Below are 22,981 nucleotides of genomic sequence, written 5' to 3'. Positions count from 1 at the left end.
ATCTCGGCGCGGTGGGCCCGATGTCGTGCAGGGCACTGCCCGGCGGAGGGTAGGTGAGAGGTCAGCCGACGATGTCGACGCCGAAGCCCCGGGCCAAGGCGGCCAGTTGGTGGTCGTATCCCTGGCCGACCGCGCGTACGCGCCATCCCGGGCCACGCCGGTAGATCTCGGCGAGCAGCAGCGTTCGTTCGGTGGTCGCGGCGTCCAGGGTGGCCTGGGCCACGGCTCGCGCGCCGGTTCCCTGGGCGACGGTGATCTCGATGGCTCCGGCCTGGGCGAATGTCGCGGGTCCGTCGATGGCAGCGGCGATGACGATTCTGCGGACGGCGTCGGGAAGAGAGATCAGGTTCGCTGTGACGGCTTGTTCACTGGGGCCGTCGGTGGTCAGGCGTACGGTCGCGTCGGGGCTTTCGGGTGCCCCGTAGAAGACGAAGTCCTCGTCGCAGGAGACCTGTTCGTCCTCGTCGAGAACGAAGGCGACCACGTCGATCTCGCAGCTGATCTGATGGCCCCAGCTTGCAGTGACCGTCCACGTTCCGGCGCGGTTGTGTGCGGTCGGCAGGTCGAGAACGCCACCGCGGGGAAGGATCTGGACATCGGCCGGGTCGGTCGTCTCCACCTCTCGGGCGGTGCCCGATGGTGACGTGAGCGTGGTGAGCCAGTGGGCGTCGTGGACCGGCAGGCCGCGTGCGGTGATGTGGGGCATGCGGCGGTCCCCGGCCCCGTCGGCCAGGAGGATCACGTCCGTGACGCCGGCGGAGAGGTTGACGGCGGCGGCTCCGCCCAGCTCCGCTATGCGGGTGCGCAGCGCTGATGCGTGGTCGTGGGGGCCGCCCAGCACCAGGATCCGGCGCCCGGCCAGCGGTGCGGCAGTGGCTGGGCGGTCGGTGCGCCGCTGGGCGGGTACGGACGGTGCCGGCGGCACCGGGTTCGTGTGAGCGGTACCGGGCTGCACACCGGCGAGCAGGCCGAGAAAGGCCTCCTCGGTGATCACGGGCACGTCCGCACTGCGTGCGGCACGGAACTTGGCACTGTCGGAGTCGGTCTCGTCGGTGACCAGCACGCTGGTGTGACGGCTGACCGAGCCCATCACGTTCAGGCCTACCGCGACGGAGCGCGCGACGAGTTCCTCCCGGGAGGTGCGCGTGTCACCGGTGAAGGCGACCTTCATGCCCTGCACCAGCGGGGCTCCGGGCGCGAGCCGACCGGGGTTACGGTGCGCGCAGGGGGTCTTCGGCACTCGGGGCGGATACCCCGACCCCTGCTTGGGCGGGCACGCCACCAAGGGCAGTGAAAGGCCCAGCTCCCCCGCCGCGGACAAGGAGCCGCGCAGGATGCCGGCGAGCACCCGGGCGTCGTCCAGGGCGTCGTGCGCCCGCTGCTGCGGCACGTTGTAGTGGGCAGCCAGCGAGGCCAGCTTCAGATCGTCGGTGGGCGGCGCGACCCGCCGGTTCAGCGCGAGCGTGCACATCCGCTGCGAAACCGGCAGCCACGAACGGGCCCGGGCGAACTCGCGCGCGAGGAACTCGTAGTCGAACTGGGCGTTGTGCGCCACCATCACCCGGCTGGCCAGCAGCGTCCCGATGTGCTCGGCGACCTCCTCAAACACCGGCGCGCCACGCAGCCGCTCCGTCGTGAGGCCGTGGATATGCACCGGGCCGGGATCACAGCCCGGATCCAGCAGTGTGGAGAACTCCTCCACCAGATTCCCGGCCGTGTCCAGTGTCAGCACCGCCACCGAGAGCACCCGATGCTCGTACGGCCTCAGACCCGATGTTTCCACGTCCACGACTGCCCACCCGGTAGCCCCGGACACGGCGTTGAACACATCATCGGAAACCGGCACCCCATTCATGCCGGTCAGCATCCCCTGTCCCGCCTCACCGCTCAAAATCCTGCGAGCCACGACCTCGTCTGAGAAGCCTCAACCGGTGGCCTTCGCCCGGGCTCCCGACGCCCAGAGCAGAACATGCCACGGAACACAGCGGCCGCGCGGCGCGTTGATGCGCCAGGCCCTCGGCGACAAGAAGCTCAACTACCTCGGCTTCTCGTACGGAACGCGGCTCGGCGCGGTGTACGCGGCCCAGTTCCCCGAGAAGACAGGGCGGATGGTGCTCGACGGGGTCGACACCCTCACCGAACCGATGACCGAGCTGAGCCCGAGGAGTGGAGCGGGAGGACACCCACCGCTCGCGCCGCGTCCGGCGAGATCGGTTCTCCGGTTCGGTTCAAGCGCTCATCGGGTTCCTCCGAGGATGCCTCGGCCTTCAGGCCGGGGAGGACCCGGACTCCTGCGGAGCAGGGCAGGAAACGGTGTTTCGCCCCAAGGGCGAAACACCGTCCACCTGAGTGGGTAGGCTGCACGCCGTGCGGTGCGAGAACCAAGCGCGCACCCGTGCTGATCGAGAGCCAAGACAGCACAGGCACCTCCACGCTTCGCTGTATCAAACCGGGCTGGTTTCAACCCGGCTGGTGTCGATCGCGGAAGACCTGTCGGGTCGCTGACCCGCAGGCAGCGTGAGCCAGGAATCCCCCTGCTTTAGCTGGGGGAGGATTCAATGCAGGATCTGAGCGGTGCGAGCCGACGAGAGCCAGCTGGGGAACTCCTGCAGGAGCCGGTCGTAGAGGAGATCGTCGCGTACGGTGCGCGGATCGCGGCCGGCGTGGAAGAAGCCTGCGTTGTCGACGATGCGGTGTCTGGGTACGGCCAGGTCGTCGAGACGGCGGAGAAAGGCGAACTCGTTGTCGTCGGGGTCGCCGAAGCCGATGAACTGCCAGAACAGCGGCAGGCGGGCGGCTTTGCACAGGTAGCGTTCGGCGGCGGACTTGCTGGTGGGCCCGCCGTCGGTCTGGAAGATCACCAGGGCTGGGGCGTCGCTGCCGGAAGCGAGGTAGTGGTCGATGACCTCGTCCATGGCCCAGTGGTAGTTCGTCCGTCCCATGTGGCCGAGGTTCTCGTGCAGCTTGTTGATGCGGCCGCGATGGCCTCCGAGCCTGAGGTCGGTGGATCCGTCGACGTCGGTGGAGAAGAACACCACCGGTACCGTGCCGTCGTCATCGAGGTGCGCGGACAAGGAGAGGACCTGTTCACCGAGATGCTGCATGGTGCCGTCCTTGTAGTAGGGCCGCATCGAGCCTGAGCGGTCCAGCACGAGATACACGGCAGCACGCACCCCCTCGAGACCGTGCGCGCGCACGCTGGACCCGGCCGCCTTGTAGAGGCTCACCAGATCCGGGGCCTGCGTCTGCATCTTGGACAGGCTGATTGCCGGGGCCTCGTTCTGAACCCTGCCCATGGTCACCACTCCTGTGTCGCGCAACACCCTCATCCTCTCGGTCGAGGCGGTACCACAAGGAAGGCTCTCCACCGGGTCCCTAACCGGTGCGCCCCAGGTCAACGGCCCGACCGCCCGGAAGGGTGGCCGTCGGCGGTGGCGGATGTCCACGTCGCCCTCCTGTCCGGGCCGGCACCCCCGGTATGTGCGCGCAGGTGCTCTCGCCGCCGGTCCGGCCCATTTCGCGGTCATTCGGCTGCTGCCGTCAGGTGGGAGAAGGTCGATCCGGCTGGGTCCTTGCGGACGTGGAGGCGGTGGGTGATGCGGCGGCGCAGTTCGGGGACGTGGCTGATGACTCCGACGGTGCGGTCGTGGGCGCGCAGGGAGTCCAGGACGTCGAGGACCTTGTGGAGGGTGTCTTCGTCGAGGGTGCCGAAGCCTTCGTCGATGAAGAGCGTGTCCAGGGGGTTGCCGCCGGCTTCGTGGGTGACGACGTCGGCGAGTCCGAGAGCGAGGGACAGGGAGGCGAAGAAGGATTCGCCTCCGGAGAGCGTGTCGGTCTTGCGGGGGCGGCCGGTCCAGGAGTCGGTGATCTCGAGCCCCAGGCCGGAGCGGGCGCCGCGGGCCGCTTGGTGGTCGGAGTGGGAGAGGGTGTAGCGGCCTTCGGACATGAGGTGCAGGCGGGTATTGGCGGCGGTGACGACCTCTTCGAGACGAGCGGCCAGGACGTAGGCCTCCAGCTGCATGCGTACCCGGGCGCTGGGTGAGTTGCCGGTGATGAGTTCGGCCAGGTGGCGGGCGGTGACGTGGGCCTGCTCGAGCGGTTCCAGGCGTTGGACGGCGTCGCCGAGGTCGGTGGCGAGGGTGGTGAGGGCCTGGCTGCGGGTGTGGGCGGCGCTGGCGGCGGCGGCCGCTTCGGCGTGCTGGTCGTCCGCGGCCGCCCTTGCAGTCGTGGCTGCGTCGAGGTCGGCGGCGGGCTGGGCGGCGGCTTGCTGCAGTTCCGGATTGTCGAGGACGGCGGTCTGTGCGGCGCAGGCCTCGCGCCACTGGGTGATTTCTTCTTCGATGGCGCGCAGGTCTTCGTCGCCGAGCAGGGCCTGTTGGGCGAGTGCCAGGGTGTCGAAGCCCTGGTCCTTGGCGGCGCGGGTGGCCTGTTCGGTGCGGTGCGTGAGGGTCTGGACGGCGGCAGCGAGGCTGCGGGAGGCTTCGGCGGCTTTCTCGAGGCGGTCGGCGGTGCGGGTGAGTTCGTCGGCGTGGGCGGCGACGGTGGGATGGGTGCCGCGGGCTGCGGTGAGTTTGGCCGTCAGCTCGGTGAGCTGCTGGGTGAGGGTGTCGTAGTGGGCGTTGCGGGCGGACAGTCCGGCCGTTGCGGTGCTGTGCTGCTGGGTCTGGGCGGTGTGCTCGCTGTCGAGTGCGAGCAGTTCTTCTTGGACGGTGCCCTGGTCGCCGGCGCGGTCCAGGGCGTCGGTCAGCTCGGCGGTGAGCGTGGTGTGCTGGGTCTGGAGGTCGGTCAGGGGGGTGTCGCCGGCTTCGCCGGTGGCGGTGGCGGCCTGTTCGCGGAGGCCGTGCAGCACGGCTGCGGCGGCTTCCTGTGTGGTCTTGGCCTGCTCGTGGAGGGCTTCCGCGTCCTGTTCGTCCTGGCGTGTGGGCTGCCCGTCCTGGGGGGCGGCGGGCGCCGGGTGGGTGCAGGATCCGCAGACCGGGCAGGGGGTGTCGTCGGTGAGGGTGGCGGCGAGTTCGGCGGCCATGCCGTCGGTGCGCCGGCGGCGGACGGTGAGGTAGTCCTGGCCGGTCCGGCCGACGACGGTTTGTGCATCGGCCAGTTGCCGCTCAGCCTTGGCGATCTTGGCAAGGTGGGTGTCGCGGCGGCCGGCGGCTTCGAGGCGGGTTTTGAGGCTGTCCAGGGCGCTCTGGTGGCGGCGGCTTTCTTCTTCGGCCTGGCGGGCGGCCTCCCGCCGGGCTTCGAGGGCGCGGCGCCGGGCGGGTTCTGCTTCGAGCCAGTCCTGGGCGGTGCGTTGCCGGGAGGCGAAGTCCTGCCGTTCGGCGTCGGTGCGCTCCAGCTCGGTGGTCAGCCGGCGGACGGTGTCTTCTTCGGGGACGAGGGCGGTCAGGACGGCAGCTTGGGCGCGAAGAGACTGTTCGGCGGTCTCCAATCGGCCGGCGTCCAGGTCCTTGTGTTCGGGCAGCAGGTGCTCGCGGGCGGTGCGTTCGGCACTCTGGGCGCGGGTGTGGTCGTCTGCGGCGGTGTCCGCAGCGTGCAGCAGCGGTGCTGCCTGTTGGGCGCGGCGGGCCTGGTCGCGGCGCTGGGCCAGTGCGTCCTGGTGCGGTGTCTGTTCCTGGAGCAGGTCGAGCTGCTGCCGGGCGCTGGTGTAGGTGGTCTGCTGCTGGTGGAGTTCGCGGGCCGCGGCTTCGAGCCGCTGCTGTCCGGCCAGGTTCTCCTTGGCCGTTGTGGCTGCCTGGAGTGTCGTGGCGTGGTCGGTGTGGCCGGCTTGGAGGAGGTCCTGGGCCCAGGCGCGGGCGGGCTCGGTGAGGGTGTGCGGGTCGTCGGGGGTGGGTGCCGTGCACTGGGTTGTCAGGTCGTCCCCGGCGGCCTGGTGGATGCGTTCGGCCAGGCGCAGCACGTCGGCGCGGGCGGCGTCACGGTTCTTTTCGGTGGTGCGGCTGTGGTCGTTCAGCCAACGCTCGATGAAGGTGAAGCGGCCGGTGCGGAAGAGTTTGCCGAGGAGTTCTCGTCGGCCGTGGGCGTCGGCGTGGAGGAACTTGGTGAAGTCGTTCTGCGGCAGCAGGACGACCTGGCAGAACTGGTCCCGGCTCATGCCCAGCAGGTCGGTGACCTCGAGGGCGGCTTCCTGGTGGGACTTGCTGGATGGTTCCCAGTGGCCTTGGCCGTCGGTGTCGAGGGCCCATTCGCTCAGGCGGGTTTCTGACTTCTGGGAGGTCTCGCCTTCACCGGATCGCTTGGGGCGCATCTGGGCGGGGATCCGGTGGATGCGCAGGCGGCGGCCTGCGAGGGTGACCTCGAGGGTGACTTCGGTCAGGAGGGCGGCGGGAGCGTGGTGGCTGCGCAGCAGCAGATCGCGGTCGCCCGGTGGTTTGCCGTAGAGGGCGAAGCAGATGGCCGCGAAGACGGTGCTCTTGCCGGCTCCGGTGTCGCCGTGCAGGAGGAACAGGCCGTCGGCGGACAGGGAGTCGAAGTCGATGGTGTGGGTGCCGGCGAAGGGTCCGAACGCCTGCAGGGTCAGGTTGTGCAGGCGCATGTCAGACGGTTTCCTTCTGCTGCTCGTTCAGGCGGGATGCTTCGACGGCCTGCTGGAGCAGGTGGTGCTCGTCCGGGGTGGGGTCGGTGCCGCGCATGCTGCTGATGAAGTCGCTGGCGATGTCGAGGTCGCCGCGGCCGCGGATGCGTTCGCTGTAGGTCGGAGTGTTCGTGGCCTGGGCGGGGATGAGGGCAGGCCGGTGCTTGAGGCTGGCGGTGTGAGGGAAGCGGCGGCGCAGGCGGGCCATGGCCTCGAAGGGCAGAGCAGTGTCGGTGAGGGTGACCTCGAGCCAGGCATCCTTCAGCGGCTCATGGGCGGGGTTGGTCAGGAGGTCTTCCATGAAGCCGGTCACGCACTCCAGGCGCAGCGGCACGGGGCAGAGCCGGTGGGTGAGGGCGGGAACGGCATCGGCGGCGAGGTCGACCAGGGTGATCGACTTGGTGTGGCGGGCTTCGGAGAAGGAGTAGGCCAGCGGGGAGCCGCTGTAGTGGATGCGGTCGGTGACGCGCTGGGGGCCGTGGAGGTGGCCCAGGGCCACGTAGTCGATCCCCTCGAAGACGTCGGCGCCCACGTGAGCGACACCGCCCACAGCGATCTCGCGTTCGCTCTCGGCCTCCTCGCTCTCCTTGCGTTCCTCGGGCTGCCCGGTGCCGGAGGTGACGAAGGCGTGCGCGAGGACCACGGACCGGGTGCCGGCCGGCTGGTTGTTGGTGAGGTCGGCGTGGATGCGGTCCAGGGCTGCGGTCAGCACGGCGTGGTGGGAGACGGCTTCGGCTTCCAGGCGGTCGCGGACCATCGACGGCTCGAGGTAGGGGATGCCGTACACCGCCACGGGGCCGTCGGCGTCTTCGAGGAGGACCGGGATGTCGCAGGTGCCGGGGTCGGTCCTCAAGTGGATGCCGGCACGGGCGAGGAGGCCGGATCCGACGCCGAGGCGGTGCGCGGAGTCGTGGTTTCCGCTGATCATGATGATCGGCACGTCGAGGTCGGCGAGTTGGTGCAGGGCGCGGTTGAACAGGCGCACGGCGTCCAGGCTGGGAATCGCCCGGTCGTAGATGTCTCCTGCGACGAGGATCGCGTCGACGTCCTCGGTTCGGGCGGTGTCGACCAGGTGGTCGAGGAAGGCACGCTGGGCGGGGATCAGATCTTCTGTGTGGAACCGGCGGCCCAGATGCCAGTCCGAAGTGTGCAGAAACCGCATGACCACAGACCGTAACCACAGTGGTGGTAGCTGCGGGCGGTTTTCCTGATAAACGCGATCATCGACGGAAGCCTTGATACGTGCGCACTCCATGGCGTCGGACGGCAGGAAGGTGTGGCGCAGTGGTAGTACCGATGAGGCACGACGGGCTGGCTCTCCTACCGGTGTGGACGAGGAGCCTCTGCCGCTAGCAGGCCGGCTGGAGCCTTTGTTGACCTCTGCTGCACGAGTAAATGAAGTGCAGTGAATTACCGGCGCGCGTGCGCGAGTGCGCTCCCTTCGCTCCAACCCGCGCTGCACGGAGCGCGCTTGTCGCGAATCGGCAGGTGTAGCCGCAGGAGGCGGCGTGCCACCGGATGGTGGATGGCCGGGATCAAAGAGCCGGAGTCGGTCGCCGATCACTCGTGGCGCACCGCCCTCATCGCGACGATCATCGCCAAGCTGGAAGGCGCGGACCCAGCCAGAGCGGCATTCCTCGCGGTATGGCACGACTCGCAGGAAACCCGAACCGGGGATGTGAACTACCTGGGCAGGACATACGCGCCGCAGGCCGACCCCCGTCACGTCACGGCCGACCAGGTCGCCCAGATGCCCGAGATTCTGGCTCAGGCAGTACGCGAGCTGATCGACGAATACGAGGCCAAGGAATCCCCGGAATCGGTCTGCGCACGGGACGCCGACAAGCTGGAATGCCTGATCCAAGGCATCGAGTACAAGGCCCAGGGATACCAGAACGCGCAACGCTGGATCGACAACAGCCGCAGCCGCCTCACAACGAAAACCGCCCACGCACTGGCCGAAGCAGTACTCGAAACAGACTCACTCGACTGGCTGCGCACAGCACTCGGCGAAAGCAACAGGGAACAGGCCTGATCAAGTTGGTCTCTCGGATGACGCGCGGCACGTCCCGGGGGTTCATCCCCGCGCACGCGGGGATGAACCCGGTGGAGACAGCCGCAGTGCTGGCGGCCCTGTCTGCTCCCACGTCGGAATGGCCCGAAAAGGGCTGCCGTGATGGACGAGTCGAAAGCTTGCTCCCCACGTCGGCGGGGAGGAGGCCCTCCGAGGTGCCGGTCCTGGCGTCCGAGGAGGCAGGTGGCAGCGCTGACGGCCACGCCACCTCCCGGGATCTCGCCGACCACGTGCCCGGCAGGGCCGCCGACCGACCCGAAGTCCTCAGCGAGTCCGCAGCCACACCGCCAGCACACCCACTGCGGCCGTGCCAGCCCCGTAGCACGCGCCCCGCAGGAACTGGGTGGCTGCGATACGTCGCCGTCGCAGGACCCACCGCGCGACATCACACGTCGCCCGGCCGCAGTGCACCCTCGTGACGGACAGCCTTCGTCCGATGACCTCCCATTGGCCCGAGGGTGTCGTTTCCCCCGTGGGGCACCCTGTCCGGGCGCACCGTACTGTCATGGCGGTTGCACCTTCCTTCCTCGGCGTTGTGGTCTTCTTCGGGCAGCCGGGCGTGCTCGCTCGGGGCCCCGCCAGCCCAGGTGGCTGCGACCGGCGTTCTGGTGGAGTCACGCGGGCGGGCAGGTATCACAGGCCGGCAAGGGCCGGCATCAGGTGGCTGGCCTGCGCGGGACGGAGTAACTGGAAGGTGACCTGTCCGTCGGCATCGATGCGGGCTCCGTGCACGGCGGGTTCGGGCAGGCTGTTGTAGTGGAAGGGCGTGGAGAAGTAATAGGCGCCGGTGTCCGGGACGACGACGAGGTCGCCAGCGTCGAGGAGGGGCAGCGCACGGTTGCGTGCCAGCAGGTCACCAGCGAAGCAGCACGGGCCTGCGATGTCCTGCGGCACCGGCTGGCCGTGCTTGGCCCGGCCGTTGGGGTCGTGGGCCTCGATCCGCAGGGGCCATGCGTCGGGGGCGAACACCGTCCGCGTGGCAACCTGTGCGCCCGCGTGGGTGATGGCGATGGGGCGCCCGCCGGCGGTCTTGGTGTACTCGACGTACGCGGCGGTGAACCCGTTCTTGGCCAGTACGGAGCGGCCGAACTCGGTGATGATCTCGTACTCGCCCGAGAAGAGGGCCGGTGCGTGTTCGCGCAGGTGGTCGACGTAGGTGTCGAAGCCGGGCGTCGTCTCGTCGGTGTCGAAGTTGACCGGCAGTCCTCCCCCGATGTCGATGCCGGTGACCTGCCGGCGGCCGAGGTGGGTGTTGATCTCCTCGGCGAATTCCACGGCCTTCGCGATGCCCTGGGCGATCAGGTCCAGGGGGCAGCCCTGCGAGCCGATGTGCGTGTGCACCCAGGTGAGCCAGGGGCGGTCCTGGTATGTCCGCAGCAGTCGTTGCCGGTTGCCCTTGTCCTCCAGGGGGATGCCGAACTTCGAGGTCGTGGTGGCCGTGCTCATGGCGGTGATCGAGCCGGCGCCGATCTGGGGGTTGATGCGCACGCCGATCCGCGAGCGGGAACGGCGGGTCGCCAGGATCTCGTCCAGCCGTGAGAGTTCCTGGAAGCTGTCCGCGTTCACGGCGATTCCCAGGCTCAGTGCCCGGTCCAGTTCGGCCCGGGTCTTGGCCGGGGAGTCGAACACGATGTGTTCGGGTTCGAATCCCGCCTCCAGGGCCTGGGCAAGTTCGCCGGCGCTGGCGACCTCGCAGCCCATGCCGTTTCGGCGCAGTTCCTCGAGTACGGGAACCAGGCAGTTCGCCTTGGCCGCGAACGCGTGCAGGACCCGGGGGGAGTCGCGGAACGCTCTGTGCAGGGACGTGACGGTTTCACCGACGCCGTCGAGGTCGACGAACCCGGCCAGTACGGCCGTCTCGGGTTCCAGGAGTTTTTCCTGTACCGCTGCCCGCAGAATCCGCTCACGCCGGTCGGCCTTGTCGGAACCGTTCATGCTGCGCCCTCCCTGAGCCGGGGTCTCGCCGCCCCGCGGTTGCCGTGGGGCGGACCACCAGCCTCTCGTCGCAGCGGTGCGGGTGTCTTCGTCGCAAGTCCCGGTGTTCGGCCGCGCGGTTCTCACCGTGGAGCGAAACCGCGGGCCCGCCGCAGCCTCCTTTGGACTCGGGCACGAAGAAGGCGCCCTCTCTTCGTGGCGGACGCTCGCGTGCTCATGCTTCGCCACCGCGCTCGAGAAGGCGCAGTTGCAGTTGGGCGAGGAGCCGGGCGTCGGGGCTGCGGAGGTCGAGTCCGGAGAGCTCGGTGAGCCTGCCGATCCGGTGGCGCAGGCTGTTCGCGTGCACGCCCAACGCGCGGGCGGTATCCGACACGTGACCGAAGTGGTCGAGGTACGCCCGCAGGGTCTGCACCATGGTGCCTCCGCCTTGCCCTGCGTCGAGGGCCACCAGGCGTGCCACCGGTGTCTCCGGTGCCGGGGCCGGCCCTGTCAGCGTGTCCAGCATCTGGTTCAGGGCGATCGTCTCGGCCACCTCGCTCGCGCAGGCGACGGTACGGTGCTCTCCCGGCGAGAGCAGGGCTTGCAGGGCCAGGTCCGCCGACCGGCGGGACGCGGGTAGGTCCGCCAGGGTTTCGACGACTGTGCCCAGACCTATTCTCGCTTCCGGCCCGGACGCGTCCGCCACTTGCACAGCCAGTGACTTCCCCAGACGCGCGAGCTGTTCGGCGGCCCGCCGTTGGTCCTGGTGCAGTGCGCCCACCAGGACCAGGGCGCCCTGGTCGACCGGTATCACCACCGGCGTGAGGTTGTTGGCACCGCAGCACACCGCCAGCAGGGCGTGCAGCCTTCCGGTTCCCTCTGCTTTGCAGGAGGCTCCGGGGCGCACCGCCAGGGCGGCGCAGTGCCCGTGTGCCGGGATCCCGGTGAGTTCGGTCAGCACGCCGGCCGGTCCTCGTCCGTCAAGCAGCGCACGGGCCGCGTCCTCGACCAGTCGGGCGTGCGTGCGGTGCGACCGGTGGTGGAGCAGATGTGCGGCGGCCACCCGCGTTGCCGAGCGCAGCGTGTCACAGGCGTGCGAGGGGAGGTCGCCGCCCGCGGCCGCCACCCAGATCGATCCGAGAATCTCTCCGCCTGCCCGGACCGCCATCACCAGACGTTCGGGGTTCTCTCCGTGTGCCGGCCGGTGGATGACATCTCCCGAACCCCACAACGCCTGGAAGAACCCGGCTTCCCGCATGGCGGCGACGCGCCACTCCGGCACCCGGCGGCCGAGGATCGTCAGCCGTCGCAGCTCGTCCACATCCTCCTTCGTGGACGAGTACGCCAGGACCCGGGACTCCACGTCCTCGATCGTCACCGCGCCGCCGACCAGGAGTGCCACCGCGTCGGCCAGTCCGTTCAAGTCGCCCAGTGTCACCGCCGGATCGGCGGGGATCCCGGACAGGACCAGACCAGCCCGCAGCATCCCGACCAGCTCGGTCCAGCCGCACCACGCCGTCCGGAAGAGCACCGCCACACCGGCGTCCTCGGCCGCCGCCCGCAGCGCGTCCGCGGGCCGGCCCGACCTTCCCTGTCCGAAGACCACCGCGGCCGCGGCCGAGCCGGCGGCGTCGAGCACGACGTCGACGGCGGCGGCCGACCCCGGGTCGATGCCCACCGCGAGCAGCATCTGCCCCCGTAACAGCCCCGGTTCCAGCGGGTCCAGCATCATGACCCCCTCGACCACGGCCTCCAGACCGCGCTGCGTCGTGCACGGTTCGAGCGCACCGGCCCCCATGACCGACAGCAGCCTTTCCAGAGTCGGCCCCGACACGGCGGCGGCCCCCTGCTCGACGATTCTGTTCAGCACCATCTGGCCCCCATCACGTCGGCACGTCGCGTGACGGCGAGTGTAGGAGGAGTCACGGGAATGGCGCGAGACGTCCCGGAATGTGCTTGGTGGTGCCCCTCGAGCATTGAGGGACGCGACTGGTCCGGCCTGTGCTACCGGTCGACAGTGGTCGACGGGCCATGCCGTTCCTCACGGTCGCGCGCGTAAGCCCGTGTTACGCGCATTCCGGCAGCACTGTCATCGGCTGCCGTGGCGGGAGACCTTCATCTTGATGAGTCGCCGTGGCGTATGGGTGTTCACGCGGGTCGCACGTGCCGTGACGGGCAGGCCACGACTGTCACGATCCGGTGATCAGGGAACGGCATCGCACCGAGGGGGCCGGCTGGCGGTGCACGATCACGTCTCCGAACCACTGAAGGGGTCCGTAAAGTTAACGGTGGTTTTGGAGTTGTTGGGGGTTCAGCGGCGCGCGGCTGAGAGCCGGCCGTTGAAGGTGATGTCGAAGGCGTTCAGAGCGGCCTTCCATCGCTGGGTCCAGCGTTTACGTCCCTGGCCGGTGGGGTCGAGACTCATGATGGCCATGTAGACGCACTTGATAGCGGCCTGCTCGTTCGGGAAGTGCCCACGGGCCCGGACGGCCTTGCGGATCCGCGCGTTCACGGACTCGATCGCGTTCGTCGCGCGCCGTAGGCCCACCCACCCCGCGCACGCCCGTGGCCAGACCCTCGCAGAACCTTCGGACCAGGGCACACCCCTCTACACACAGCTCGCCGAGGAATGGGCCGCCCGCGACGCCACCGTCCCCTGCCGCCCCGACCCGCTGTGGCAACGCCTGGCCTCCCCCGAACACCTCAGACACGACACAGAAGACACCCTGCACCAACTCCACCTGACTGGAGGCCACCCCGCTGACCGCACAGCCCAGTCAGTGGGGTGGGAGGCACCCCGCTGGGCGGGTCGATGAACTCCTGCCGGAATCATGGGCATAAGCCCTTCGCACGCAGCCGCGCTGTCGAGGCGGGCCACGCTCCCCTGCGCCAACCTCATCCGCGCGGTACGCCGGTCTCGACACGGATCAGGGCCGCGCAGCAACTGCGCAGCCCTGATCCGTGCATCTCAGATCCCACCGACGCCCCCGCCAAGCCCAGGCGCCCATTGTTTCGGGTCGGGCGGTGCGGCTGTATGAGGCAGCCGTGCTTGCCGACCGCGGCGCCCGCGGGCAGGAGAGAGAGGGAAAGGTCAGGCCGGGTTGATGTTCTCGGCCTGCGGGCCCTTCTGGCCCTGGGTGACATCGAACGTCACGATCTGGCCCTCCTGCAGCTCACGAAAGCCCGCGGAGTTGATCGCGGAGTAGTGCGCGAAGACGTCCGGACCGCCCCCGTCCTGGGCAATGAACCCGAAACCCTTCTCCGCGTTGAACCACTTCACAGTTCCCGTAGCCATGTCTCATGCCTTCCAGTCGATGAACGCCTCCCACAGCTTGCGGAAGGCGGAGGTGATCGCCCTGGTCCCTGCGGCACAGCACAGCAAAAAGCCCACACCAAAGGCGTGGGCAAAGGGGAACTCCGAACCACGACAGCTGACGCAGACGCTACACGCCCACACACCCTGTCACCAGAGGAAACAATCAGGCCACACGCCGGGACCGGGTGTACGACGGCCGCCGACGCCGGCGAGCACACTCACCTCATCCCGAAACCCCGCACGGGGCGGCAGAGCATCTACTGTCCGCTGCGCTCGAGTGTCGAGGGACAGGGGTGGCAACTGGAGAGTGTGACGTCGTACGGGCGGCGCCCTGCCCACCTACTCCATGCCTCCCTACGGCGACACAGCCCAGTTCTGGACACTGCTCGTCTTCCGCACCACGTACAAGGGCATCGTCTACCGGTAGTGAGTTCGAGGTTCTCACTGGTCACGCGGTGCTCTTGGGAGCGGCGGGGGCACCGGCTCCCGTGGGATTCCTGGTCGGTCTCTGGGCAGCAGCACTTGCAGTCCACCTGGCCGAACCTCGCATGTGACGGGAAGAGGAAGCGTCACGGGTTCGCCGTCGATCCCTGCGTGCAGTTGCCGCGCCTGGCCGTGCAACGTGACGCCGGCCGCCGTCCAGGCGATGGCTGCATCACCCGGTGTACCTGGGCCGGGTTGCTGCCGCAGCAGCTCACCTCGAAGGTGCCGGAGGAGGTCCGGCGGCGTGTCGGTCGGGCGCTTGAGTACGATGCCGCCGAGCAGTCCTGAGGTGAGTGTGAAGCGGCGCCCCAAATAGCGCGGAGTGGCGATGTGGTAAGGGTTGTTGGAGACCAGCACAACTTGCGGGAGTCGGACGGTTCCGCGCGGGGTCTCCACGTCGGCCTCGACGCATTGTCTTCCTGTGAAGTAATCGGGGGCGACCGTAGCGAAGGTATGCGCCTTGTCCTCCCGGTACCCGGGCTCCAGCAGGGCGTCGGCGTACAGGCCGAATGAGACGTTGTTGACGAAGGCGTGCGGGCCTACGAAGCCGAAGTCCACACGGGTGGGTAGGCCATCGATCAGGGCGCTCAGTGAGGACGCTGGGTTGCGGATGTCGAGCCCAAGATCCCGGGCGAAGTGGTTCCGGGTGCCGGCCGGGACCACGAGCAACGGCCGGTCCGTGGCGGCGGCCACTGCGGCCACTGCCGATACCGTTCCGTCTCCGCCCGCGACTCCCAGTACCTCAGCCCCTTCCTGGACCGCGAGCCTGGCGAGTGCCGTCGCGTCGTGCTCGGCACTGGTCGACCAGGCCTGTGCGCCCATACCCTGAGCCAGGTTGATCAGGTCGAAACGGGCAGTTTTGCCTCCGCCCGAGTGTGGATTCATCACGACCACCGCCCGGGGACGCGCCTTGGCTCCCGCCATCACCGCACCCGCTTTCGCCGTCCAGGTCGGTTGCCGACTGACCGATTGGACCCCATACGACCAGAGTGGCAGACGCAGGTTCCCTCCGCTGGCCAGGCGCGACCGCTCGTGCCGCGTCCGGGACTGCCTCGAGATCACGCCCCGGATCGCGCGGCCCGGCAAGCTCTCCCGGAGCCTGGGCGAGTGGGCGGCGGACATTCTCAACCGGGTTGAGCGGGAGGGGGTTTTCCATCCCACTTGCCGCCCCATGGCGCTCGGCAGCGGTCTGGAAGCGCTGACGGTCGCCCTGCCAGGGAGTGTCAAGGGCGGGGGGTGACGCCGTCCCTATCGTCATTGCCGCCCTGATTGCTGCCGGGTGCCGGAGAAGCGAGCGAGTGCCGTCGTGATGGGCGTCCTGGCCGCGAGCAGCGCCCAGTCCGCGCTCCGACGATGGTTCTGACGGCGGTCGTTGCCACTTCATCGAGTGGCCCGGTGCTGCGGGGCCACGAGAGGGAGGCTGATTTCGAAGCCACGCGGCTGCCTCTCCTCTGTCATCCCGTTGTGCGGGTTCGCGCCGGGTGGGCTTCCAGGCCCGCGATCACCGCGTCCAGCGCACCGCTGAACATTGTGTCGATCACATCGTTCGAGGGTGCGGGTGCCTCAACCCCGCCAGGGTCAACTGCTGCTGGCGGGAAGGTGCTCCACCGTTGCAGCGCTCCTGTCAGTTCGCTGGCCAGCAGACCCGTGAACACGGCACGCAGGGTGGCGGCGACGCGCGGGATGTCCGGGGTGGGCAGTTCGGCGGCGGCGAGTGCCTCGGTGAGTCCACGCCAGAACGGGTCGTCCGGCTGGATGAAGTCGGCGCGCCCGAAGGAATACCCCATCAGCTTGGGGTGACGGTGCGCCAGCGTGCGGAAGTCCAGTGACAGTTGACGTAGCCGGTCCTGCCAGGGGGCATCCTCCCGCTCCGGCGTACGGAACTGCGAGCCGACGCGTTCGGTCACGCCGCGCAGCACGGCGTCCTTGTTCGGCACGTGGTGGTACAGCGACATCGGGTTCGCGTCCAGTGCCGCCGCGAGTCTACGCATGGTCAGTGCATCGACCCCGTCGGCGTCGATGAGTTCCAGTGCCTTGGTGCAGATGCCGTCCTTGGTGAGTGGTACGTCCCTCCGGAAAGCGCTGATCGCCGACCTGACGCAGGGAGCATGTCAAGCGCTTCAGAAGACGTTCGCCGCAGGTGCTGATCCGCTCGAGGCGATGAGGGGGATGGCCCTGGCGGCAGGGGCGGTGGGCGGCCAGTACCGCATGTTCATCTCTTTGGGGCGCCGCCCCCCTCCCCCCATCTGGGAGAGGAAACGATCCAGGCGGCTCGGATCGCAGCTCAGTTTGCGCTCGTCGAACGCTCCCTGGGCCGAGGCATATCCAGGCTTGACCGGTCAGGCCGCAGGCAGGACGGGCAACGGCAGGGTGGCGTTCTCCTGTGCTTTTGCGCGGGGAGGCCGAACAAGTGCAGAAGGTGGGCGGCTCGGCGTTCAGGCCGGGGCGGATCTCCACCCGGTGGAGCACTCCGAGCAGAGCACCCCAGCCATATCCACAGCGGCCCGCGGGTCGTCGATGTCCAACCGTCCACTGTCAGCCGCAGCCTGCAGGTCACGCACCGTCTGCGGGGCCGGGCGGCTCGGGGAGTCACGCAGTGCATGCCGGTGCGCACGAATCCTGCCTACCTGCTGGCCAGGGCTTCGGCCTCCGCACGGGCCAGCAACGCTTCCAATGAAGCGGATTCCGCCTCCAGGATCGCTGAGACGGCGTAGTCGATCGCGAACGACGCATAGTGCTCAGCATCCTCCGCGTTGTGCCCGGCGCGCTTCACGTCATGCTCGGCCTTGCGCTCCTGGAAACGAATCTTGGCCGTCGCTACATGCTCCTGCCATTTGTTCCTTGCCTCTTCCAGTGACGCAGCGGCAGCGGCCTTCTGTTCGGCTGCCTCACCGCGGAGTTCCCCTGCACGCTGCTCCGCCTCCTGCTGAGCCTGTTCGACCGCAGCCGACAACTGCTCCCGGTTCTTGGTGATGGCGCTTTGCACCTGCTCTTGCGCGTGCTTCGCCCGCTCCGTCAATTGGGTGATGTGGTCCGTCGTCTCCGTCATGGCCCTGCCTTTCCACTGCTCGCAAAAGGGCTCTTATCAACTCCAGCACATACGTCAGGAGGCCGCCATTCGGGCTACAGGAGTCCGTTCCCATGCTGGTCGGGCTACCGGAAGAACCTCACTACCAGCAGCGACCACCGCCGCAATCCACGCTTCCGTCAAGGCGGAACGCGGCCACCGGCGGACGGCGCCTGGACTGCGCCGGCGTGCCCGCAGTCCGCGAGCAAGCCGCCGCCGTGCTCGGCCGGAACCGCTCCCTGATCCTGGTGGGCATCACGCCGCATCTTGCGAGATCCGGCCGTCACCGCACCCGCTCTCGCCGCTGCGGTTGGCCTTTCGCCCGGCTGATGGAAGCCAGAGGACCAGGCTGGCAGATCCCCCTGTTCGCTGGCCGGGAACGACCGCTCGGCGCACCCGAGCGCCCGCCAAACGTGACAGATCCTCCACCGGTTCGGACGCCGTCCGGAACCAGCCGTCACCTCCGTACGACACAGCCGGAGACTGAGGGGTATATCGGCATATTCTGCAGATAAAGTCCTTGCTGTGCTGGAGTGGCCATGGCGGATCACACCGTCGAGGACCTGGAGCAGGCCGCCGTGCGGGAGCTGCTGGACCAGACCCTCGTCCGGACCATGGAGCGTCTGGGCGCCCACCTCTGGGTGCGATCTTCTTGATGGAGCCCGGCAGTGAAGTCCTGAGCATGGAAGTGCACAGCGGAGCGTCCCCGGAATGGGTCAAGCCGCTGTGCCTGAGGCTTACCTCCGCGATTCCGAATCCGAGGGTCGAGGCGGTACGCGAGCGGCGCCCGGTATGGATCGGTTCGGGCGAGGAGTACGCACGCCGCTATCCGCAGATCGTCATGCTCTTCCCGCATCCGCGTGCTGCGGCGTTCGCCCCGCTCCCCACCGGTACCGCCGTGTGGGGCGTCCTGGTGCTGGAATGGCCCCATGGAAGACCGCCTGAGCTCAGCCGTGCCGAGCGCAAGGGGATCGGCGCCGCTGGCGACCGCCTGGCCAGGCTGCTCGAGAGCGCCGCCGAAGCCGGATACCGCCTCGTGTCCCCGCCCGAGCCCCGCTACCTGACCCGACCGCGCCGTGATTCCACGGGCCCGGCCGAGGCTCGCGCCGCGGTGGACTTCGTCACCCGCCTCCCCGAGGGCGGCTGCGCCCTGGCCCCGGACGGACGGATCACCTTCGTCGACCGCACCGCGGCCGAGCTCGTGGCGAGAGCATCCCGCGCCTGCTGGCCGCCCGGCCGTGGAAGGTCCTGCCCTGGCTGGACGAGCCGGACTACGAGCACGGTGGACCCCGTCGGCGCCTGCGTGCTCGGCTACGACCAGCCCCACCCCTTCACCCCGGCGGAACGCCTCACCCTCACCTCTTTCAGTGCACTGATCGCCCAGGCCCTGGACCGGGCCCGCCTGTACGACGCCCGATCTCTCGCACCACGCCCGTCAGCTGCGTGAACTGGCTGACGCTCTCGACACGCAATCCGACCTGACCTCGGCGCGTTCCTCGTCCTCCACCTGGTGCTGCCGCAGTTGGCGAACGCCCCGGCGGTGCTCACCGCGTTGCACGACGCCAACTGGTGGTGGGTGCTCGCCGTACTGCCCGTTACCTTCATCTCCCAGGCGTTCTCGACCTGCCTGCAAATGGGCACCATTCCGGCCAGGCTGCCATTCGGCCCCACGTACGAGGTGCAGTTCGCCAGCTCGTTCCTGAACCGGATCACCCCGAGCAACGTCGGCGGCATGGCGCTCAACCTGCGGTACCTGCAGAAGACGGGGATCGAGACCGGGGCCGCCACGGCCTCCGTGGGGCTGCAGAGCCTGGCCGGCGCCGTTGCTAACGCCGTGCTCGCCGCCGGGTTCTTCGCCTGGGCCGGACGGCACCACGCCGGAGTGCACCTGCATTTGCCCGCTGGCCGGCATGTGCTGCCGGCTATCGCCCTGACCCTCGCGGCCGGGGGTCTGCTCGGTGTCACCCCACCAGGCCGACGGTTCCTGCGCGAGAAGGTGTGGCCGTTCCTACGCGCGGCCGGGTCGACCCTGACCGGGATTGCGTCCGACCCCGCCAAGCTGGCCCTCCTCGTCACCGGCGCGCTCGGCCTGCCTCTCATCCAGGTCGTCGGACTCGCGCTGAGCGTGCACGCGTTCGGCGGCGATCTTCCCTTCGCCCAGGCCGGCGCCGTCTACATGGCGGCACGCCTCGTCGCCAACGCGGCTCCCGTCCCCGGTGGACTGGGCGCCCTCGAAGCCGGCCTCATCGCCGGGCTGACCGCGCTCGGCGTGGCGGCCGGCGCAGCCACCTCGGCCGTGCTCGTCTACCGGCTGTTCACGTTCTGGCTGAATGTCCCGCTGGGCGCCCTGGCCCTGGGCCTCGTGCAGCGCAAGGGCTACGTCTGACGCTGCCCCACGCGGTGGCTCACGTACACCTACGACGCCCACGGGCACAGTGTGCACTGATTCGGCACGGCGCAACTCGGGCCACATGGCGTCCCCAGCCCCTGGCGTTCTCGACCGCCCATTGCCGTTGCTGCCACTGGCAGGCCCAGTCCGCCCCGCACGCCCTTCCAGCATCGAAGGCACACGGTGGCAACTAGGAGGAGGCTGGGAGTGGAGGTGATGGCCTGTGACGCGCGAGGCCTCCCTTATGGTGATCAATAGCGGTGGGACAGTGGTGCAGTGGAGCCGCGAGGCGGAGGAGCTGCTGGGGTGCACCGCAGCCGAGGTGGTGGGGCAGCCGGTCGACCGTGTGGTCAGCCGGACGGGGACAGCCTCTACCCGCCGCGTGGTCTCACGACTGCGGGGGAATAGCGCTGAGTCACGTGTGGAACTACGGGTACGGCCGCTGCTACGCGCTGATGGTTCGGTGGACTGGGCGGTGTTTCAGGCGCAGGCGGACGCGTCCGTCTCGTCGGCGGTCGGTGCGGCCCTGCTGGGCGCGCTCTCTGCTCAATCGCCCATGGGCCTGCATGTCCTGGACCAGGAATTGCGCATTGTGCGGGCCACCGTCAACCCACCGATCCTGGGCGACGAGTCTCCCGAACAGCTCGTGGGCCGTCACCTCACCGACGTGTACAACCTGTCGGACCCGGCCGGGAATGACGCCATGCTCCGCACCGTGCTGGAAAGCGGCGCACCCGCCCGCGAGCGCCTGGTACGCGTGCGCGCCAGGCATGCCCCTGGGCCGGAATACGTGTTCTCGGTTTCGGCATTCCGGCTTGATGATCCGGACGGGCACGTCCTGGGAGCGCTGGCGGTGATCCTCGACGTCACTGCCCGTGAGAAAGATCGTCGCCGCATCGGTGTCCTCCGGACAGTGCGCGACCAGGTCGGCCGCAGCCTGGACCTCGTGACCACCTGCCAGGAGCTGGTGGACTGCCTCGTGCCAGATTTCGCCGATGTCGCCGTGGTGGAGGTGGTGGACGCCGTTGTGCGCGGGGAGGAACCCCCGCTGGGTCCCCTGGAGCGGGATGTGCCCCTCCGCCGTGTCGCTGCGCGGGTCGGCGGCGGGGCCAATCAGGCCCAGGCGCATCCGGTCGGGGACGTGCGCAGCGTGACGTATCCGACGCCTTATGCGCAGGCCTTGACCGATCTCGAGCCGCGCCTCGTCCTTCTGGATGCCGACACACCGTGGTTCGCAGCCGACCCCGCGCGTGCGCAGGCCATCCGCGCATCCGGTGCCCACGTACTCCTCACCGCGCCCCTGGTGCTGCGGGGGACAGTCCTCGGACTGCTGAGTCTGTACCGCACCAAGGAGGCCGACCCGTACACCGAGGACGATGTCCAGCTCACCCTCGGTCTGGCTTCTCATACCGCTTTGAGTCTCGACGTCGCGCGGCGCTACACCCGCGAACACACCATCGCCCTGACTCTCCAGCGCCGCTTGCTGCCGTCACGCCCCTCCTCACAGACCGCGGTCGAAACCGCCCATCTCGTGGCGCTCGGCGACCGGGGCGGAGGTGGCTGGTACGACACCTTCGACCTGCCCGGCGCCCGCACCGCGCTCGTAGTCGGCGATGTCAGCGGGCAAGGCCTCCACGCCGCCACGACCATGGGGCAGCTACGGACGGTCCTGCACTCACTGGCCGCGCTAGACCTGGAGCCCGACGAACTGCTCGCGCGGCTCAACGACGCCGCCCTGTTTCTCGCCCAGGAACGTGCCGCTCGCCCACCCGGCGACCCTTTGCGCCGCGAAGGGCTCACCGCGCATTGCGTGTATGCGGTCTACGACCCCATCGCCCGCGCTTGCACCATCGCCCGCGCCGGTCAGCCCCCGCCCGTGATCGCCCACCCCGACGGCTCGACCGAACGGCTCGACTCCAGCGGCGGCGGACCCCCGCTGGGCAGCACTGCGGGACCGCCCTTCGCCAACACCGGCGTCACCCTCTCCGAAGGCGACGTCCTCGCTCTCTGTACCCCCGCCATCCTTCCGACGTCCTCCTCCACCCGTACACCGGACGCTCTCCTCCAGGCGCTTGAGGCACCTGCCCGGCCGCTGCAGGACCTGTGCGACGAGGTTCTCTATCGCCTACAGGGCAACACCGGTCCCGGCGACGCCATCCTCCTGCTCGCCCGCACCCACACCTTCCCCGCCGATCACGTCGCCACCTGGCCTCTGGACCAGGACCCCACAGCCGCGGCCACAGCGCGCACCCACGCTCACATGCGGCTCACCGACTGGGGCGTGGACGAGGATGTGGCTTATGCGACCGAACTGATCGTCAGTGAACTCGTCACCAACGCCGTCCGTTACGGCAGCGCACCGCTGAGCCTGCGCCTGATCAAGGACCGCGCCCTCACCTGCGAGGTCCACGACACCAGCCCCGCCACACCGCGCCTGCGCCATGCGCGGACCATCGATGAAGGCGGGCGCGGGCTGTTCATCGTCGCCCAGCTGGCCCAGAACTGGGGTACGCGGTACACGCCCGATGGCAAGGCAGTCTGGGCGGAACAGGCGCTCCCTGAGGTGACCCCCGGAGTGTGGACACAGGGTTCATGCTGCGAGTGAGAGTTTAGCTGTCCTGTGGTGGTGCTGTTCGAACTCCATCGGGGAGAGGTATGAGAGCGCGCCTGGAGGATGCGGTGCACCTCGTCGTCCAGGTGGACGGCGCGCGGCAACGGGTACGGGGCGCGGTGACGCTCCAGGACCAGGACGGGCACGCCGTGGCGGGCGAGGAGGGTGGCGACGGTCAGCCCGGTGGGCCCGGCACCGATCACCACGACGGGCACGCGCTCAGGGGTGGTGGCGGTCACCGGGTTCCTCCGAGGATGCCCCGGCCTTCAGGCCGGGGTGGGGGTACCTCCCGCTTGCGGGGGAGAATCGGACTCCTGCGGAGCAGGGCAGGAAAGGGTGTTCGCCCTCAGGGCGAAACACCGTCCACCTGATTGGGTAGGCTGCGCGCCGTGTGGTGCGAGAACCAAGCGTGCACACCGTGCTGATCGAGAGCCAGGACAGCACATGCGCCTCCAAGCTTTGCTGGATCAAACCGGGCTGGTTTTAACCCGGCTGGTGTTGATCGCGGAAGACCTGTTGGGTCGCTGACCCGCAGGCAGCGTGAGCCAGGAATCCC

14 protein-coding genes and 3 pseudogenes are annotated in these 22,981 nt (G+C 69.1%); 5 read left to right on the top strand and 12 right to left on the bottom strand.

Annotated features, from left to right (window positions below; genetic code table 11):
- Nucleotides 1-61: 61 nt before the first annotated feature.
- Nucleotides 62-1,855: a DEDDh family exonuclease gene (locus ACZ4N5_RS24525; protein WP_467759192.1), complete on the bottom strand. Its 1,794-nt coding sequence runs from the start codon at nucleotides 1,853-1,855 to the stop codon at nucleotides 62-64.
- A 145-nt stretch (nucleotides 1,856-2,000) separates the two neighbouring features.
- Between ACZ4N5_RS24525 and ACZ4N5_RS24520 the strand changes: the two are divergent.
- Nucleotides 2,001-2,177: pseudogene (locus ACZ4N5_RS24520) on the top strand (alpha/beta fold hydrolase); the annotation flags it as partial.
- Nucleotides 2,178-2,555: 378 nt separating this feature from the next.
- On the opposite strand, the gene ACZ4N5_RS24515 reads toward ACZ4N5_RS24520, so the two are convergent.
- The 3 genes from ACZ4N5_RS24515 to ACZ4N5_RS24505 form a co-directional block, all read right to left on the bottom strand.
- Complete coding sequence (locus ACZ4N5_RS24515) at nucleotides 2,556-3,296, bottom strand: vWA domain-containing protein (protein ID WP_467759191.1); 741 nt, start codon at nucleotides 3,294-3,296, stop codon at nucleotides 2,556-2,558.
- 227 nt (nucleotides 3,297-3,523) lie between these two features.
- Nucleotides 3,524-6,532, bottom strand: coding sequence for an AAA family ATPase (locus ACZ4N5_RS24510; protein ID WP_467759190.1), 3,009 nt, complete (start codon nucleotides 6,530-6,532; stop codon nucleotides 3,524-3,526).
- Between the two features lies 1 nt (nucleotide 6,533).
- The gene (locus ACZ4N5_RS24505; protein WP_467759189.1) at nucleotides 6,534-7,733 is read right to left on the bottom strand and encodes an exonuclease SbcCD subunit D; all 1,200 of its coding nucleotides are present in this window, start codon (nucleotides 7,731-7,733) and stop codon (nucleotides 6,534-6,536) included.
- 294 nt (nucleotides 7,734-8,027) lie between these two features.
- On the opposite strand from ACZ4N5_RS24505, the gene ACZ4N5_RS24500 reads away from it, so the two are divergent.
- Entirely contained in the window at nucleotides 8,028-8,606 is a 579-nt protein-coding gene (locus tag ACZ4N5_RS24500; RefSeq protein ID WP_467759220.1) for an HD domain-containing protein, read from the top strand.
- A 672-nt stretch (nucleotides 8,607-9,278) separates the two neighbouring features.
- On the opposite strand, the gene ACZ4N5_RS24495 is transcribed toward ACZ4N5_RS24500, so the two are convergent.
- The 7 genes and pseudogenes from ACZ4N5_RS24495 to ACZ4N5_RS24465 all read right to left on the bottom strand — a co-directional run bounded on the left by ACZ4N5_RS24495 (nucleotide 9,279) and on the right by ACZ4N5_RS24465 (nucleotide 17,407).
- Nucleotides 9,279-10,580: a type III PLP-dependent enzyme domain-containing protein gene (locus ACZ4N5_RS24495; protein WP_467759188.1), complete on the bottom strand. Its 1,302-nt coding sequence runs from the start codon at nucleotides 10,578-10,580 to the stop codon at nucleotides 9,279-9,281.
- Between the two features lie 214 nt (nucleotides 10,581-10,794).
- Nucleotides 10,795-12,432, bottom strand: a complete 1,638-nt coding sequence (locus ACZ4N5_RS24490; protein ID WP_467759187.1) for a PucR family transcriptional regulator — start codon at nucleotides 12,430-12,432, stop codon at nucleotides 10,795-10,797.
- Between the two features lie 438 nt (nucleotides 12,433-12,870).
- Nucleotides 12,871-13,092, bottom strand: a pseudogene (locus ACZ4N5_RS24485) (transposase); the annotation flags it as partial.
- Between the two features lie 558 nt (nucleotides 13,093-13,650).
- Nucleotides 13,651-13,854 carry a cold-shock protein gene (locus ACZ4N5_RS24480; protein WP_261703049.1) on the bottom strand — a complete coding sequence of 68 codons (204 nt, stop codon included), beginning with the start codon at nucleotides 13,852-13,854 and terminating at the stop codon, nucleotides 13,651-13,653.
- Nucleotides 13,855-14,316: 462 nt separating this feature from the next.
- Entirely contained in the window at nucleotides 14,317-15,282 is a 966-nt protein-coding gene (locus ACZ4N5_RS24475; RefSeq protein WP_467759186.1) for a diacylglycerol/lipid kinase family protein, read from the bottom strand.
- Nucleotides 15,283-15,812: 530 nt separating this feature from the next.
- Entirely contained in the window at nucleotides 15,813-16,445 is a 633-nt protein-coding gene (locus ACZ4N5_RS24470; protein WP_467759219.1) for a TetR/AcrR family transcriptional regulator, read from the bottom strand.
- A 536-nt stretch (nucleotides 16,446-16,981) separates the two neighbouring features.
- Nucleotides 16,982-17,407 (bottom strand): hypothetical protein, encoded by a 426-nt coding sequence (locus ACZ4N5_RS24465; protein ID WP_467759185.1) that lies wholly within the window; start codon nucleotides 17,405-17,407, stop codon nucleotides 16,982-16,984.
- Between the two features lie 700 nt (nucleotides 17,408-18,107).
- Between ACZ4N5_RS24465 and ACZ4N5_RS24460 the strand changes: the two genes are divergently transcribed.
- From ACZ4N5_RS24460 to ACZ4N5_RS24450, 3 genes are all read left to right on the top strand, one after another.
- Complete coding sequence (locus tag ACZ4N5_RS24460; RefSeq protein ID WP_467759184.1) at nucleotides 18,108-18,872, top strand: hypothetical protein; 765 nt, start codon at nucleotides 18,108-18,110, stop codon at nucleotides 18,870-18,872.
- A 63-nt stretch (nucleotides 18,873-18,935) separates the two neighbouring features.
- Nucleotides 18,936-19,811: a lysylphosphatidylglycerol synthase transmembrane domain-containing protein gene (locus tag ACZ4N5_RS24455; RefSeq protein ID WP_467759183.1), complete on the top strand. Its 876-nt coding sequence runs from the start codon at nucleotides 18,936-18,938 to the stop codon at nucleotides 19,809-19,811.
- Nucleotides 19,812-20,058: 247 nt separating this feature from the next.
- Complete coding sequence (locus tag ACZ4N5_RS24450) at nucleotides 20,059-22,419, top strand: SpoIIE family protein phosphatase (RefSeq protein WP_467759218.1); 2,361 nt, start codon at nucleotides 20,059-20,061, stop codon at nucleotides 22,417-22,419.
- A 59-nt stretch (nucleotides 22,420-22,478) separates the two neighbouring features.
- Here ACZ4N5_RS24450 and ACZ4N5_RS24445 read toward each other — a convergent pair.
- Nucleotides 22,479-22,664: pseudogene (locus ACZ4N5_RS24445) on the bottom strand (FAD-dependent oxidoreductase); the annotation flags it as partial.
- Nucleotides 22,665-22,981: the final 317 nt, after the last annotated feature.

Source organism: Streptomyces sp. NPDC026500 (assembly GCF_055567635.1).
The sequence above is the reverse complement of the archived record's forward strand: the minus strand, read 5'-3'. Positions and strand labels throughout refer to the sequence as shown.